This window comes from Saccharothrix sp. BKS2 (genome assembly GCF_047689505.1).
Classification (GTDB): domain Bacteria; phylum Actinomycetota; class Actinomycetes; order Mycobacteriales; family Pseudonocardiaceae; genus Actinosynnema; species Actinosynnema lopnurensis.
In genome coordinates this window covers 310274-324768 of record NZ_JAUQOL010000011.1, presented here as the reverse complement: position 1 = coordinate 324768, position 14495 = coordinate 310274, and the positions used below count along the sequence as shown (strand labels likewise).

Genomic DNA, 14495 nt, shown 5'->3' with positions numbered 1-14495 from the left:
GTGAGCGAGCAGCCGGCGGTCAAGTGCCTGGTCTGGGACCTGGACAACACGCTGTGGCGGGGGACCCTGCTGGAGGACGGCGAGGTCGAGCTGGTCGACGAGCTGCGCCGCGTCGTCGTCGAGCTGGACTCGCGCGGCATCCTCCAGTCCGTCGCCAGCCGCAACGACCACGACCAGGCGTGGGCCAAGCTGGAGGAGCTGGGCCTCGCGGAGTACTTCGTGCTGCCGCAGATCGGCTGGAGCCCCAAGTCGGGCTCGGTGCGGGCGATCGCGGACGCGCTCAACTTCGCGCCGCGCACCATCGCGTTCATCGACGACCAGCCGACCGAGCGCGCCGAGGTGGCCTACCACCTGCCCGAGGTGCGCTGCTACGAGGCCGAGCGGGCGCTGACCCTGCTCGACCTGCCGGAGTTCACCCCGGTGGTCACCGAGGACTCCCGGCAGCGGCGCCGGATGTACCAGGCCGGGTTCCAGCGCGACGCCGCGCGGGCCGAGTTCAGCGGCGCGGACGAGGAGTTCCTCCGGTCGCTGGAGCTGGAGCTGCGCATCGAGCGGGCCGGTGAGGAGGCGCTGGCGCGGGTCGAGGAGCTGACCCTGCGCACCAGCCAGATGAACGCCACCGGCGTGCACTACTCCGACGCCGACCTGCGCGCGCTGATCGCCGACCCGCGGCACGAGGTGCTGGTGGCGACGCTGAAGGACCGCTTCGGCCCGCACGGCGCCATCGGCGTGATGCTCATCGAGAAGCACGCGGGGGTGTGGAACCTCAAGCTGCTCGCGACCTCGTGCCGCGTGGTCGCGTTCGGCACCGGCGCGGTGATCCTGCGCTGGCTGACCGACCAGGCCGCCCGCGCGGGCGCCCACCTGGTGGCGGACTTCCGGCGCACCGACCGCAACCGGATGATGGAGGTGGCCTACCGCTTCGCCGGGTTCACCGACACCGCCTGCCGCTGCGCGGCCGAGCTGGCGCCCCCGGTGGGGCCGGAGGGCGTGGAGCGGCTGCACCTGGTGCCCACGCGGCAGCCGGAGACGACCACCATGTCCGTGCACGCGCCCGAGCTGGGCGGTCGCACCCTCTACGAGTGGTTCGAGGGCTCGGTGCGCCGCCACCCGGACCGGCCCGCGCTGGAGGTCCGCGGCGAGGCCGTGACCTACGCGCGGCTGCACCGCGAGGTCGTGTCGCTGGCCGACCGGCTGCTGCGGGAGCACGGCGCGCCGCCGCGGCGGCTGGCGCTGCTGGCGGCCCGCAGCCGGGTCGCGTTCACCGGCTACCTGGCCGCGCTGCGGCTCGGGGCCACCGTGACCCCGCTCAACCCGGCCTACCCGGCCGACCGCAACCGGATGGTGTGCGAGCTGGCGGGCGTGGACCTCGTCGTGGTCGACGAGTCCGGCGCCGCCCAGCGCGACGCCGAGCTGGACGCGCTCGTGCCGACGGTGGTGCAGCTGACCGAGGCCGACATCACCGACACCGGCGCGGACGAGGCGGAACTCCCGCCGTACGCGGTGTCCCCGGACGACGTGGCCTACGTGCTGTTCACCTCCGGGTCCACCGGGCGGCCGAAGGGCGTGCCCGTCCGGCACCGCAACCTCTCGCCCTACATCGCGCACAACATCGAGCGCTACCGGGTCGAGCCGGGCTGCCGGATGTCGCACACGTTCGACCTGACCTTCGACCCGTCGGTGTTCGACCTGTTCGTCACCTGGGGCGGGGGCGCGACGCTGGTCGCGCCGCAGCGCAACGAGCTGCTCACGCCGGTGGACTACCTGGTCAACCACGGCATCACGCACTGGTTCTCGGTGCCGTCGGTGGTCTCGGTCAGCGCCGAGCTGGGCAACCTGCCCACCGGCCTGGTGAACACCCTGCGCTACAGCGTGTTCATCGGCGAGCAGCTGACCGTGCGGCAGGCCGCCGCGTGGCACGCGGTCGCCCCGGACGCGGTCGTCGAGAACGTCTACGGCCCCACCGAGCTGACCGTGGCGTGCACCGAGTACCGGCTGCCCGACGACCCCGCCGACTGGCCGGAGACGTCGAACGACACCGTGCCGATCGGTCCGGTGTACGACTTCCTGGACCGGGTCGTGCTCGACGAGGACGGCCGCCCGGCGCAGGAGGGCGAGCTGTGCGTGCGCGGCTCCCAGCGCTTCGACGGCTACCTCGACCCGGGCGACAACGCCGGCCGGTTCCTCGCCTTCGACGGCGGGCGCGCCGAGCCCTACGACGGCGACGGCCCGCTGACCCCCGCGCACTACTACCGCACCGGCGACCGCGTGCGGGTCGAGCGGGGGGAGTGGGTCCACCTGGGCCGGCTCGACAACCAGGTGAAGGTCCGCGGCTACCGCATCGAGCTGGGCGAGGTCGAGGCCGCGATGCGCAAGCACCCGGACGTCTCGCAGGCCGTCGTCATCGCGCACCGCAGGGGTGACGACACCGAGCTGGTCGGCTTCCACACCGGCAGCCCGGTCGAGTCGACGGCGTTCCTGCTGTGGCTGCGCAAGAAGATCCCCGTGCACATGGTGCCGCGGCGCTACGTCCACCTGGACGCGCTGCCGCTCAACGCCAACGGCAAGGCGGACCGGGGCAGGCTCCGCGAGCTGCTCACCGCGCCGGACCTCGTCTGACCCGAACCAGGAAGCAGAGGAACACCCCCATGGCGGCCGTACCGTCCTTCGTCCGGCACCTCATCCCCGACCGCGGGCCGATCCGGGTCCTCGCCGCGAGCAACCTGGCGCGGACGGTCGGCAACGGTGTGCTCATCTCCGTCACCGTGCTGTTCTTCACCCGCTCCGTCGGCATCCCCGCCACCCAGGTGGGCCTGGGCATGACGATCGCGGCCGTGCTCGGGATGCTGGTCAGCATCCCGGCGGGGCGCGTGGCGGACGTGCTGGGCGCCCGCACCGCGGCGATCGCGTTCGTGGCCCTCCAGGGGCTGACGATCTGCACCTACGCCCTCGTCGGCGGCTTCGTCGGGTTCGTCCTCGCCTCCACGCTGGTGATCTCGGCGCAGTCGGCGGCGGACGCGGCCCGCGGCGCGCTGGTCGCGGGCGTGACGAAGGGCAAGGACCGGGTGCGCGCCAGGGCGTACCTGCGGTCGATCACCAACATCGGTGTGTCGATCGGCGCGGTCGCCGGCGGGGTGGCCCTGCACTTCGACTCGCGGCCGGGCTACGTGTCGCTGCTGTTCGCCGCGGGCGTGCTGTACGTGGTGGCGGGCCTGGTGTTCCTCAAGGCGCCGAACGTGCCGCCCGCGGCGAAGTCGGCGGAGGGCGACGGCCCCACCTGGGTGGTGCTGCGCGACCGGCCGTTCGCGGTCGTCGCGCTGCTCAACGCGGTCCTGGTGATGAACGGCGGCATCCTCACCGTCGCCCTGCCCATCTGGATCGCCGAGCGCACCGAGGCCCCGACCTGGGTGTACTCCGCCATCCTGCTGCTCAACACGATCATGGTGGTGCTGTTCCAGGTGCGCGCCAGCCAGGGCAGCGAGGACGTCGAGGGCGGGGCGCGGGCGCTGCGGCGCTGCGGCGTCCTGCTCGCGGTGTGCTGCGGCCTGTTCGCCCTGGCGGCGGATCAGCCGGCGTGGCTGGCGGTGGTGGCCCTGGGCCTGGGCGCGCTGGTGCACGTGTTCGGCGAGCTGCTCTACAGCGCGGGGTCGTGGGCGCTGGCCTACGAGCTGGCCCCGGAGCACGCGCAGGGCCAGTACCAGGGCCTGTTCGGCATGTCGACCCAGCTCGGCTCGGTGATCACGCCGGTCGCCGCCACCACGCTCGTGATCGGGTTCGGCTGGCCGGGCTGGCTCGTCTTCGCCGTCGTCCTGCTCGCCGCCGGCCTGGCCGCGCCCGCCGTCGCCCGCTGGGCCCAGAGCACCAGGCCGCAGCAGCCCGCCGAGAGCGCCCTCCCGGCCTGAACCACACCCTTGGGGGACACGATGGACTTCAGCCTCTTCTACTTCGCCAACGACAGCCGCGAACTCGACACCGACCGCTACCGGCTCCTGCTGGACGGCGCGCGGTTCGCCGACCGCAACGGCTTCACCGCCGTGTGGACGCCCGAACGCCACTTTCACTCGTTCGGGGGGCTCTACCCCAACCCGTCGGTGACCGGCGCCGCCGTCGCCACCATCACCGAGCGGATCCAGATCCGGGCCGGCAGCGTCGTCGCGCCCCTGCACAACCCGCTGCGCATCGCCGAGGAGTGGTCCGTCGTGGACAACCTCTCGGGCGGTCGCGTCGGCCTGTCCTTCGCCTCCGGCTGGCACGCCGTGGACTTCGCGCTCAAGCCGGAGAACTACGCCGACCGCCGGCAGGTGCTCATCGACTACACCGACCAGGTGCGCCGGCTGTGGCGCGGCGAGCAGGTCGACGTGGTCGACGGCACCGGCGCGCCGCAGCGGGTCGGGGTCTTCCCGCCGCCGGTGCAGCCGGAGCTGCCGGTGTGGATCACCAGCGCGGGCGGCGTGGAGACCTTCCGCAACGCCGGCCGCGCCGGGGCCGGGCTGCTGACCCACCTGCTGGGCCAGGACCTCGACGAGCTGGCCGGGAAGATCGCCGAGTACCGCGCCGCCTCCCGGGAGAACGGCTCGGAGGGGCACGTCGCGCTCATGGTGCACACCTTCCTGGGCGAGGACGAGGACGTGGTGCGCGAGCAGGTGCGCGGCCCGATGTGCGACTACCTGCGCAGCTCGCTCGGCCTGCTGCTGGGCTCGCAGCAGGGCAGCGCCCGCAAGGTCGACCCGAGCAAGCTGCGCGCCAAGGACGTGGACTTCCTCGTCGAGCGGGCGTTCGACCGCTACTACGACGACGGCGCGCTGCTGGGCACGGTCGACAAGGCGGCGCGCGTGGTCGAGCGGGCGCGGGCCATCGACGTGGACGAGATCGCCTGCCTGATCGACTTCGGCCTGCCGCAGCGGACCGTCCTGGCCGGCCTGGAGCAGCTCAACCGGCTGCGGGAGCTGACCTCGGCGCCGCTCGCGGCCACGACGTGAGCACCGCGGTGGAGCCGGACCTGGGCAGGCGGTTCCGCCACGCCGCGGGCCGGTTCCCGACCGGGGTGACCGTGCTGAGCACGGTCGAGGACGGCCTGCCGTGCGGCATGACCGTCAGCTCGTTCACCTCGATCTCGCTGGACCCGCTGCTGGTCCTGGTGTCGCTGGGCAACGGTTCCCGGACCTGCGAGCGGCTCCGGCGGTCCGGGGTCTTCGCGGTCACCGTGCTCGCCGACGCGCAGCAGGAGGTGGCGCGGTGGTTCGCCGGTCGGGTCCGGCCGGACGGCGCGGGCGCGTTCGACGGCATCCCCTGGCGGCCCGCGCCGCACTCCTCGGCGCCGATCCTCACCGACGGCGTCAGCTTCTTCGACTGCGTGGTGGAGCAGGTCCACGCCGCCGGTGACCACACGGTGGTGATCGGCGCGGTCCGCGCGTTCGACGTCCTGTCCGACCGGCCGCCGCTGCTGTTCGTGCGCAGCCGGTTCGGCCGGCTAACCGAGTGAGAGCAGGTCAACCCATGCTGGAGATCGTCCGCGAGTGCTACGGCTTCCGCGTCGTGTGCTCGGTGCACCCCGAGGCGCGCGAGGCCGTCGACCTGTTCTTCGGCGTCGCCGAGCCGCCCGCGTCGGCCCCGGAGGTGCACCTGACCTTCGAGGTGACCGACGGCGCGGGCGTGCCCACGGTCGACCCGCCGCACACGCTGGAGGTGATCGCGTCCGACCCGATCACCATCGACACCGGCAACTCGCGCGCGGTGGTCGAGCCGGACGGGTGGCGGGCCACCGTCACCCTGGCCCGCGGCGACCTGGACGACCAGGTCGTGTGGGGCCGCTTCATCCTGGAGCGGCTGTTCCTCTACCTGGTGTGCCGCTCGCCCCGCCACTACCCGCTGCACGCCGGCGCCGTCGGCGTCGACGGGCAGGTGGCGCTGGTGTCCGCGCCGACCGGCACGGGCAAGTCGACGTTCAGCTTCTGGTGCCTGGAGCGCGGCGCCGACCTGGCCGGCGAGGACATCATGGTGCGGCACCTGGACGACGAACCCGGTGTCGTGTGGGGCTACCCGCGCGCCGTCTACCTCGACCGCGCCACGATCGACCGCGCCACCGTGCTCGACGGCGCGCTGATCAGCGAGATCGACGAGGGCCGGAAGAGCCGCGTCCGGCTGCCCGACGCGCTGTCCGACCGGCTGCGCCCGCGCGCCCGCCCCGAGGCCGCGGTGTTCCTGGTCCGCGACGGTTCCACCGGGACCCGGCCGCTGGGCGTGACCGAGGCCGTCGAGCTGTGCCGCGGCGACTTCGCCACCGGCAAGACCGACCCGGCGGTGCTCGCCGCGGTGGAGGCCGACCTGCGCGGCTTGCTGGCCGGGTTGCCGGTGCACGAGTTCTCGCTGTCGGAGGACCTGGACGAGTGCTTCGACGGGATGCGCGCGTTGCTGCGCGCGCCGCAGGCGGTGCGCTGACCGCCGTGCGGTGCGAGGTGTGGTGGGCGCGCCCGGTCGACGGGGTGGCCGGGCTGCTCGACCCCGACGAGCGCGCCCGGTGCGCCCGCTTCCGCGACCGGGACGCGCTGCTGCGCCACGTCACCGGCCGGGCCCTGGTCCGGTTGCGGCTCGGGCGGGAGCTCGGGGTCGCGCCGACCGGGGTCCGGCTCACCACCTCGTGCTCGCGGTGCGGGTGCGCCAACGGCAAACCGCGCCTGGCCGAGCCGCACGGGGTGCACTTCTCCGTGTCGCACTCGGGGGACCGGGTCGTGGTCGCGTTCGCCTGGGGCGCCGAGGTCGGGGTGGACGTCGAGGAGGTCCGTCCGGTCGACCCGCGCGTGGCCGAGCTGGCCGGCTGCCCGGCCGGGCCGGGGTTCACCCTGGCCTGGGCGCGCAAGGAGGCGGTGCTCAAGGCCACCGGCCACGGCCTGTCGGTGCCGCCGGGCTCGGTGCGGCTCAGCGCGCCGGACGAGCCGCCCCGCCTGCTCGGGTGGTCGGGCCCGGAGCCGCTGGGCACACCGGTGACGCTGCACGACCTCGACGCGGGCCCCGGCTACGCCTCGTCGGTGGCGCTGCTGACCGACCGGCCGTGGACCCCGGAACCGCTCGACGCGGTGCCGCTGCTGCTGGCCCACGACGACGGCACCCGCTGCGACGTCAGCGGGTGAGCGCGCATCGCACGCGATCGATCCCGGTCAGGCCCTCGGGTCACCGGCACGTTGACTGTACCCCCATGAGGGGTTATACATGGGGTTAGTCAGATTTCGTCCGGCGGAACGAAGGGCGTCCGCGATGCCGAAGATCAACGTGTACCTGCCCGACGACCTGGCCGAAGCGGTCAGGACGACCGGGGTGCCGGTCTCGGCGATCTGCCAGCGGGCGCTGGAGCAGTCGGTGCGGCGCGTGACCGCGATCCGGGCGACCGTGCTGGGCGACCTGGAGACCGACGACCCGACCGCCGGGCTCTCGCAGTTCACCGAACGCACGCGCGCGGTGGTCGCACTCGCCGTCCGGCGAGCGCGGGAGGCCCGTGCCGCCGACGTCGACACGGAACACCTGCTGCACGGGCTGCTCGCCGAGGGGACCAACCTCGCGCTGCACGTGCTGCGCGCGATGGAGGTCGACCCCGCCCACGTGGCACGGGCGCTGTCCGACGCCTCGCCCGAACCCGGGGCTTCCGACACCCCGTCGGCGACCCGGTTCAGCGGCCCCGCGGCCAACGCGGTGGAGCTGACCGTGACCGAGGCCCTCGCGCTGGGGCACAACTACGTCGGCTGCGAACACCTGCTGCTCGGCCTGGTCGGCGAACCCGACGGAACCGCCGGGCACGCGCTGCGGGAACTGGGCGTCGACCTCCGCACCGCACGGCGGACGGTCGTGGCCGCCCTCACCGGCTACACCCACCTCCGTGCCCAGGCGGGCACCACCACGCCTGCGGCCGACGCGGACGTGGTCGCCACCGCGGTCCGCCGGGAACTGCGTCCCGTCCTCGACCGCGTCGAACGGTTGGAGCGGCAGGCCGGCCTCGCCGCCGGGAGCTGACCGTCCACTCGGTACGCGGTGCGGGCACCGCGGCACACCCCTCCCGCGCGCAACGATCCCGTCGGTGGTGTGCGGCGTGATCGCGCCGTGGCCGGACGCGATGCCCCTGCTGCCCGCGCACGACGGCGGCGCCCGTTGCCGCGTCAGCGGGTGAGCGCGGGCCGCACGCGGTCGATCCCGGTCAGGTCCTCGAGCACGTCGACCGCCCCGGCGGCGCGCAGCTCCGCGACGTCGGGGCGGCCGCTCGCCATCGCGATGACGTGCACCCCGGCCGCGTGCGCGGCCTCCACGTCGCGCGCCGTGTCGCCGATGAGCACGGTGTCGGTCCGGTCGAACAGGACACCGGTCCGCTCGGCGGCCCGGTCTCGGGCGATGCGCACCAGCTCGGCCCGCACGGTGTGGTCGTCGCCGTAGCGGGTGAAGCCGCCGATGACCCGTTGCGCCTCGCCGTGACCCGGTGGGACCCGGCCCGGGTGCTGACGCCTGGACTGCCCCACCGATCCTGTCGGTGGTCTGCGGCAGGATCGCGCCATGGCAAAACCGGAGATCGTGTCGGCGCGGGAGTGGCAACGGGCGCGCGACGAGTTGTTGTTGGCGGAGAAGGAACTCACGCGCGCCCAGGACGCCCTGGCCGCCCGACGCCGCCGCCTGCCGATGGTCGGGTTCGGCAACGGCTACACCTTCGCCTCACCGGACGGGCCCAGGACGCTGCTCGACCTGTTCGAGGGGCGCCCGCAGCTGGTGGTGTACCAGTTCATGGACAACGGCCCGGACCACTACTGCCCCGGCTGCACCGGGTTCACCGACAACGTCCCGCCGACCGCGCTGCCCGGCCTGGCCGCGCGCGGCATCAGCTGGGCGACGGTGTCGAACATGCCGTTGGCGCAGATCGAGGAGTACCGGGCGCGCAAGGGCTGGACGCTGCCGTTCGTGTCCTCGCACGGCACGTCGTTCGCCGAGGACTGCGGTGCGGGCGGCGGCTTCATGCTGAGCGTGTTCCTGCGCGACGGCGAGGAGGTGTACCGCACCTACAACACCACCTCCCGGGGCGTGGACCGGTTGGTCTTCAACAACGTCGTCTCCGACCTCGCCCCCTACGGCCGCCAGGAGGACTGGGAGGACTCGCCCGCCGGCTGGCCCCAGCACCCCACCTACGGCTGAGGGGCCCCCTCCGGTGCCGCGGAAACAGCGATGTCGGAGAACAAAAGGATCGTTGTGCCGATCCGATCGTGGTCCGAGGTAATTCCTCCGGGTGAATCCCACGAAATCCCCACCGGCACAACCACTTTCCCCCGCCGTGTCCACGGAGCGGGAAAGGCGTTCGGGGGATGTGCGTTTCTGTACATTCGCCGCCGACCGCTTTTCCCGCCCCCCGCACGGAGTCCCCATGGCGCAGGAGGAACGACGCGGTGCCGCGCTGTCGGCACCGCACTCGGTGCTGGTGCGCGTGGCCGCGGTACCGGTGCTGCTGGCGATCTGGCAGCTGCTCGTGCTCGCGGAGTTCTGGCCGTCGGCCGTCCTCCCCGGGCCCGGACAGGTGTGGGACCAGTTGCTCTCCGCCTCCGACGCGGGCAACGGCCAGGGCGGGTACGCGGGGTCCACCGTGGTCGAGCGGCTGGGGGTCAGCCTGCGCCGGGTCGGCTACGGCGTCCTCTACGGCGTGCTGGTCGGCATCGGGCTCGGGCTGGTCATGGGCCTGGTCCCGCTGGTCCGCGCGGTGGCCGAGCCGTTCGTGACGTTCCTGCGCGCGCTGCCGCCGCTGGCCTACCTCAGCCTGCTGGTCATCTGGTTCGGCATCGACGAGGAACCCAAGGTCTACCTGCTGGTGGTGGCCGCGTTCCCACCCGTCGCGGTGGCGACCGCGGCCGCCGTCACCGGGGTCAACCGGCAGTACGTCGAGGCCGCCCACGCGCTCGGCGCGAACCGGTTGGGCGTCGTCACCGCGGTGGTCCTGCCCGCGTCCGCGCCGGAGATCCTGACCGGCGTGCGGCTGGCGGTGGGCATCGCCTACAGCTCGGTCGTGGCCGCCGAGACCGTCAACGGCGCGGACGGCATCGGGGGCATGGTCCTCAACGCCCAGCGCTACAACCAGACCGCGGTGGTCCTGCTCGGTCTCGTCGTCATCGGCGTGACCGGGTTGCTCATCGACACCGCCCTCCTCGCGCTGCAACGCGCCGTCTCGCCGTGGCGCGGGCGGGCGTGAGCGCCTACACCGGGAGCACCACCATGCCCGTCACCCGCAGGTCCGTCCTGTCCCTGCTCGCCGCCGCGCCGGTGCTGGCCGCGTGCGGGGTCGGCGGCTCGTCCTCCTCGGGTGCCGGCGAGCGCCCCCGGGTCCGCATCGCCTACCAGAACTTCGCCGACAGCACCCTGCTGGTCAAGGACCGGGGCGTGCTGGAGGCGGCGCTGCCCGACCACGAGGTCACCTGGACCTCGTTCGACTCCGGCGCGAGCATCAACACCGCCTTCCTCGGCGGCGCGATCGACCTGGCGGTCATCGGCAGCAGCCCCGCCGCGGCCGGGTTGAGCGCGCCGCTGAACATCCCCTACCAGGTCATCGAGCTGCTGAACGTCATCGGTGACAGCGAGGCCCTGGTGGTGCGCGAGGACAGCGGCGTCACCGACATCGCGGGCCTGGCCGGCCGCAAGGTCGCCGCGCCGTTCAGCTCGACCGCGCACTACAGCCTGCTGGCCGCCTTCGAGCGGGCGGGCGTCGACCCGGCCTCGGTCACCCTGGTGGACCTGGAGCCGCAGAACATCCAGGCCGCCTGGCAGCGCGGCGACATCGACGGCGCGTACGTGTGGACGCCGGTGCTCGGCGTGCTCCAGCAGGACGGCGTAACGCTCACCGACAGCGCGGAGCTCGCCGCCGAGGGCAAGCCGACCTTGACGTTCACCGTGGGGCGCAAGGAGTTCATCGAGCGGAACGGCGACGTGGTCGACCGGTGGCTGGCCGCCACGGACGACGCGCTCAAGAAGATCAAGTCCGAGCCGCGGGTGGTGGCGGAGGCCGTGGCGCGGCAGCTCGGCGCGGGCGTGGACGACGCGCTGTCCCAGCTGGAGCAGAACATCTACCTCGACCACGCCGAGCAGCTCGCGCCCGAGTACTTCGGCCCGCCCGGGTCCCCCGGCCGGCTCGCCGAGCAGCTGCGGGCCACCGCGGAGTTCCTGCACGGGCAGAAGAAGATCGACTCGGTGCCGGACCTGGAGACGTTCCGCGCGGCCCTGCGGGCGCCCCGTGGGTGAGCCGCTGGTGGAGCTGGTCGGCGTCGAGCACCGGTACCGGGCCGGCCGCGCCGGGGTGCCCGCCCTCGGGCCGCTGGACCTGCGCGTCGACCCGGGGGAGTTCCTGGTGGTCGTCGGGCCCTCCGGCTCGGGCAAGAGCACCCTGCTGCGGCTGGTCGGCGGCTTCGAGCGGCCCACCACCGGCGAGGTGCGGGTGCTCGGCGGCCCGCCCGTGCCCGGCCGCGACGTCGGCACGGTGTTCCAGCAGCCCCGGCTGTTCCCGTGGCAGACCGTCGGCGGCAACATCGGCACCGCGCTGCGCTGGGCGGGCGTGCCGCGCGCGGACCGGCCGCGGCGGACCCGCGAGCTGCTCGACCAGGTGGGCCTGGCCGACCTCGCGCAGCGCCGCACGTGGGAGGTCTCCGGCGGCCAGCAGCAGCGGGTGGCGATCGCCCGCGCCCTGGCCGCCCGGCCCCGGCTGCTGCTGATGGACGAGCCGTTCGCCGCGCTGGACGCGCTGACCCGCGAACGGCTCCAGGAGGACGTCCGCTCGCTGACCGACGGCGAGCGGGGCGTGGTGTTCGTGACGCACGGCGTGGACGAGGCCGTGTTCCTCGCCGACCGCGTCGTCGTGCTGTCCGACCGGCCCGGTCGGGTGGTGCTGGACCTGCCCGTGCCGCTGCCGCGCTCCGGCGTGCCGGCCGACGAGCTGCGCGGGTCGGCGGAGTTCGCCGCGCTGCGCGGCGAGGTCGCCGGAGCCGTCCGCGCGGTCGCGGCCTGAACCCAGTGGGGAGAACCATGACGCACTTCGAACCGCTCACCCCGACCCTCGGCGCCCGGGTGACCGGCGTCGACCTCAACGACGCCGCCTCCGCCGAGGAGGGCGCGCGGCTGCGCGCGGCCCTGGTCGAGCACAAGGTGCTCGTGTTCCCCGGCCAGTCGCTGACCCCGACCGCGCACCGCGCGTTCGCCGCCGCGCTGGGCGAGCCGACGCCGGCCCACCCGGTGGTGCCGGGCCTGGACGCCGACCACCCCGAGATCTACGTGCTGGACGCGGGCGACGGCGGCAAGGCGCCCGTGTGGCACACCGACGTCACGTTCATGGCGCGGCCGCCGCTCGGGTCGGTCCTGCGGGCCGTGACGCTGCCGCCCACCGGCGGCGACACGTGCTGGACCGACCTGGAGGCGGCCTACCTGTTCCTGTCCGGGCCGCTGCGCGCGCTGGCGGACGGGCTCACCGCGCTGCACGACGGGCGCAAGGACTTCGAGGAGTACCTGCGCGACCGCCTCGGCGGCGAGGGCGGCACGTGGGAGGGGGAGCGGATCCGCTCGCTGGAGCCGGTCGAGCACCCCGTGGTCCGGGTGCACCCGGAGTCGGGGCGGCGGAGCCTGTTCGTGAACCCCGGCTTCACCACGCGGCTGCTCGGCCTGACCGAGGGGGAGAGCCGGGCCCTGCTGGACGTGTTCTTCGCCGCGGTGGGCCGGCCGGAGTTCACCGTGCGCCACCGGTGGACCGAGGGCGACGTGGTGGTGTGGGACAACCGGAGCACGGCCCACTACGCCGTGGACGACTACGGCGACCTGCGGCGCGTGATGCACCGGATCACGCTGCGCGGGGACGTGCCGGTCGGGGTGTGAGCCGCGCACCGCCGGGTAGGCCGATCGGTGGTACCTGGACCCGTTCTCCGCCGGGGCGGCATCCCGGCCGGCCGCGGTGGGAACCCCGGGAGGGACGCACCCCACGCGCCGGAACGGAGTACCCCGATGGACTTGACGCGCGAACTCGTCGCCGGCAGCACCGGTGAGTTCATGACCGTGCGGCACCTCGTGGTGTCTGGCAGCCAGTCCGAGGTCGGCCGCGCGCTCGCCGAGGAGGCCAGGGGCCGGGGCTGGCGCCCGGTGCCCGCCGACCCGACCGTGGGCCGGGCGCGGCGCACCTGGTTCGAGCGCAACTGGCCGCAGCACCACGCGCGCATGGCGGGCGCGGCGCAGGTGGCGGGCGTGGCGCCGGACGACGACGCGGTCCACCTCGACGGGCTCACCAGCCTGCCGGTCGGCTCCGGCTGCTCGGCCACCTGGAGCGCGCCGTCGCGGACCGCCGACAGGCACACCCTGGTCGGCCGCAACTACGACTTCTTCACCCTCGGGCAGCAGCAGTTGGTCGCGATGATGACCGGCGAGCAGGGACCGGAGGACGAGCCGCCGATGTCCTCGCGCCCCTACGTGATCACCAGCGTCCCCGACGACGGGCCGGCCACCACGGTGGTGACGATGAACGAGCTGGACGGCTGCATGGAGGGCATCAACGAGCACGGGCTCGTGGTCGTGCTCCTGGTCGCGGACGCGGAGAGCACGAACGCGCCCGTGCCGGCCGGGCCGCAGGTCGGCATCAGCTCGGGCCAGCTGCCCCGGTTCGTGCTCGACACCTGCCGGGACGTCGAGGAGGCCAAGCAGGCGCTGCTGACGGCCAAGCAGTACGACCTGGGCACGCCGCTGCACTACCTGGTCGCGGACCCGTCCGGCCGGGCCTTCGTCTGGGAGCACGGCCACGGCGGCGTCGAGCACATCGTCGAGGCCGACGGCGACTCGCTGAGCGTGACCAACCACCTGCTCCACCGGCGTCCCGACCCGGCGGACCCGCCCCGGGACAACGAGGACACCATGCTGACCCACCAGCGGCTGGAGAAGCTGGGGGAGCGGGTGAAGGCCGGTCCGATGTCGCCGGAGCGGCTGCGCGCGGCCCTCGACGAGGTGCGGTTCGACGGTCGGAAGTCCGGGGACTCCCCGCTGCGCACGCTGTGGCGCACGGTCTTCGACCTCGACGACCGCACCATGGCGACGCGCTTCTACCTCGGGGATGCGGTGGACGGCGAGCCCCGGTACAGCCCGGAAACCGTCTTCCGCCCGGCCCTGACCTGAGGCCGGCGGTGCCGGGCGCGCGGGTCGACCGCCGTGCGCGCCCGGCTCCGGCACACCCCGGCACACCCCCGGCGAGCCCTGGCCAGGCCGCCGTTACCGCTCAGTAGGGCAGGTTGTCCACCCACCGAAGTGGGTGCGTCCGATCGGGTTACAAGGCCGCTGCTGCGAATGACCTACACCGATGTGGTCGCACCTGTGTGCGTTGCATCACACTTTCCCGTTTGCGCGTAATACTTCGGTGTCGACGCGATGACGCGGCCGTGTCCGCGGGTGAACCGCATCCGGGCTCCGGTGGAGAACACCGCAGATCGGCGCTGCTTTGTCGGAAAGCAACAAGCACCGGCCTTGAC

General features: G+C 73.8%; 14 protein-coding genes and 1 pseudogene. 14 read left to right on the top strand and 1 reads right to left on the bottom strand.

Annotation, left to right across the window (positions count from 1 at the left end):
- From Q5530_RS24590 to Q5530_RS24555, 8 genes and pseudogenes are all read left to right on the top strand, one after another.
- Positions 1-1062: pseudogene (locus tag Q5530_RS24590) on the top strand (HAD-IIIC family phosphatase); the annotation flags it as partial.
- Positions 1039-2619, top strand: a complete 1581-nt coding sequence (locus tag Q5530_RS24585; protein ID WP_415365138.1) for an amino acid adenylation domain-containing protein — start codon at positions 1039-1041, stop codon at positions 2617-2619. The pseudogene Q5530_RS24590 and the gene Q5530_RS24585, both read left to right, overlap by 24 nt.
- A 29-nt stretch (positions 2620-2648) precedes the next feature.
- On the top strand, positions 2649-3902 hold the full coding sequence (locus tag Q5530_RS24580; protein WP_415365109.1) for an MFS transporter: 1254 nt from the start codon (positions 2649-2651) through the stop codon (positions 3900-3902).
- A 21-nt stretch (positions 3903-3923) separates the two neighbouring features.
- Positions 3924-4979, top strand: coding sequence for an LLM class flavin-dependent oxidoreductase (locus Q5530_RS24575; protein ID WP_415365108.1), 1056 nt, complete (start codon positions 3924-3926; stop codon positions 4977-4979).
- Positions 4976-5482: a flavin reductase family protein gene (locus tag Q5530_RS24570; protein ID WP_415365107.1), complete on the top strand. Its 507-nt coding sequence runs from the start codon at positions 4976-4978 to the stop codon at positions 5480-5482. Before Q5530_RS24575 ends, Q5530_RS24570 begins: the two co-directional genes overlap by 4 nt.
- A gap of 14 nt (positions 5483-5496) precedes the next feature.
- Positions 5497-6438 (top strand): hypothetical protein, encoded by a 942-nt coding sequence (locus tag Q5530_RS24565; protein ID WP_415365106.1) that lies wholly within the window; start codon positions 5497-5499, stop codon positions 6436-6438.
- Positions 6439-6443: 5 nt separating this feature from the next.
- Positions 6444-7127, top strand: a complete 684-nt coding sequence (locus Q5530_RS24560; protein ID WP_415365105.1) for a 4'-phosphopantetheinyl transferase family protein — start codon at positions 6444-6446, stop codon at positions 7125-7127.
- Positions 7128-7251: 124 nt separating this feature from the next.
- A complete protein-coding gene (locus Q5530_RS24555) occupies positions 7252-8001 on the top strand; it encodes a Clp protease N-terminal domain-containing protein (protein WP_415365104.1) in 750 nt (249 codons plus the stop codon).
- Positions 8002-8144: 143 nt separating this feature from the next.
- Here Q5530_RS24555 and Q5530_RS24550 read toward each other — a convergent pair whose 3' ends face one another.
- Complete coding sequence (locus Q5530_RS24550; protein WP_415365103.1) at positions 8145-8498, bottom strand: HAD hydrolase-like protein; 354 nt, start codon at positions 8496-8498, stop codon at positions 8145-8147.
- Positions 8499-8532: 34 nt separating this feature from the next.
- On the opposite strand from Q5530_RS24550, the gene Q5530_RS24545 reads away from it, so the two are divergent.
- From Q5530_RS24545 to Q5530_RS24520, 6 genes are all read left to right on the top strand, one after another.
- Positions 8533-9162, top strand: a complete 630-nt coding sequence (locus Q5530_RS24545; RefSeq protein ID WP_415365102.1) for a DUF899 domain-containing protein — start codon at positions 8533-8535, stop codon at positions 9160-9162.
- A 226-nt stretch (positions 9163-9388) separates the two neighbouring features.
- A complete protein-coding gene (locus Q5530_RS24540) occupies positions 9389-10204 on the top strand; it encodes an ABC transporter permease (protein ID WP_415365101.1) in 816 nt (271 codons plus the stop codon).
- Positions 10201-11247 carry a glycine betaine ABC transporter substrate-binding protein gene (locus Q5530_RS24535; RefSeq protein ID WP_415365100.1) on the top strand — a complete coding sequence of 349 codons (1047 nt, stop codon included), beginning with the start codon at positions 10201-10203 and terminating at the stop codon, positions 11245-11247. Before Q5530_RS24540 ends, Q5530_RS24535 begins: the two co-directional genes overlap by 4 nt.
- Positions 11240-12007, top strand: a complete 768-nt coding sequence (locus Q5530_RS24530; protein WP_415365099.1) for an ABC transporter ATP-binding protein — start codon at positions 11240-11242, stop codon at positions 12005-12007. Before Q5530_RS24535 ends, Q5530_RS24530 begins: the two co-directional genes overlap by 8 nt.
- A 17-nt stretch (positions 12008-12024) precedes the next feature.
- On the top strand, positions 12025-12864 hold the full coding sequence (locus tag Q5530_RS24525) for a TauD/TfdA dioxygenase family protein (RefSeq protein WP_415365098.1): 840 nt from the start codon (positions 12025-12027) through the stop codon (positions 12862-12864).
- 126 nt (positions 12865-12990) lie between these two features.
- Positions 12991-14145, top strand: coding sequence for a C45 family autoproteolytic acyltransferase/hydolase (locus Q5530_RS24520; protein ID WP_415365097.1), 1155 nt, complete (start codon positions 12991-12993; stop codon positions 14143-14145).
- The last annotated feature ends 350 nt before the right edge of the window (positions 14146-14495 follow it).

What these genes read in the sequence shown, in the direction of transcription:
- Q5530_RS24585 (WP_415365138.1), top strand. Translation starts at nt 1,039, where the DNA reads ATGTCCGTGCACGCGCCCGAGCTGGGCGGTCGCACCCTCTACGAGTGG.
- Q5530_RS24580 (WP_415365109.1), top strand. Translation starts at nt 2,649, where the DNA reads ATGGCGGCCGTACCGTCCTTCGTCCGGCACCTCATCCCCGACCGCGGG.
- Q5530_RS24575 (WP_415365108.1), top strand. Translation starts at nt 3,924, where the DNA reads ATGGACTTCAGCCTCTTCTACTTCGCCAACGACAGCCGCGAACTCGAC.
- Q5530_RS24565 (WP_415365106.1), top strand. Translation starts at nt 5,497, where the DNA reads ATGCTGGAGATCGTCCGCGAGTGCTACGGCTTCCGCGTCGTGTGCTCG.
- Q5530_RS24555 (WP_415365104.1), top strand. Translation starts at nt 7,252, where the DNA reads ATGCCGAAGATCAACGTGTACCTGCCCGACGACCTGGCCGAAGCGGTC.
- Q5530_RS24545 (WP_415365102.1), top strand. Translation starts at nt 8,533, where the DNA reads ATGGCAAAACCGGAGATCGTGTCGGCGCGGGAGTGGCAACGGGCGCGC.
- Q5530_RS24540 (WP_415365101.1), top strand. Translation starts at nt 9,389, where the DNA reads ATGGCGCAGGAGGAACGACGCGGTGCCGCGCTGTCGGCACCGCACTCG.
- Q5530_RS24525 (WP_415365098.1), top strand. Translation starts at nt 12,025, where the DNA reads ATGACGCACTTCGAACCGCTCACCCCGACCCTCGGCGCCCGGGTGACC.
- Q5530_RS24520 (WP_415365097.1), top strand. Translation starts at nt 12,991, where the DNA reads ATGGACTTGACGCGCGAACTCGTCGCCGGCAGCACCGGTGAGTTCATG.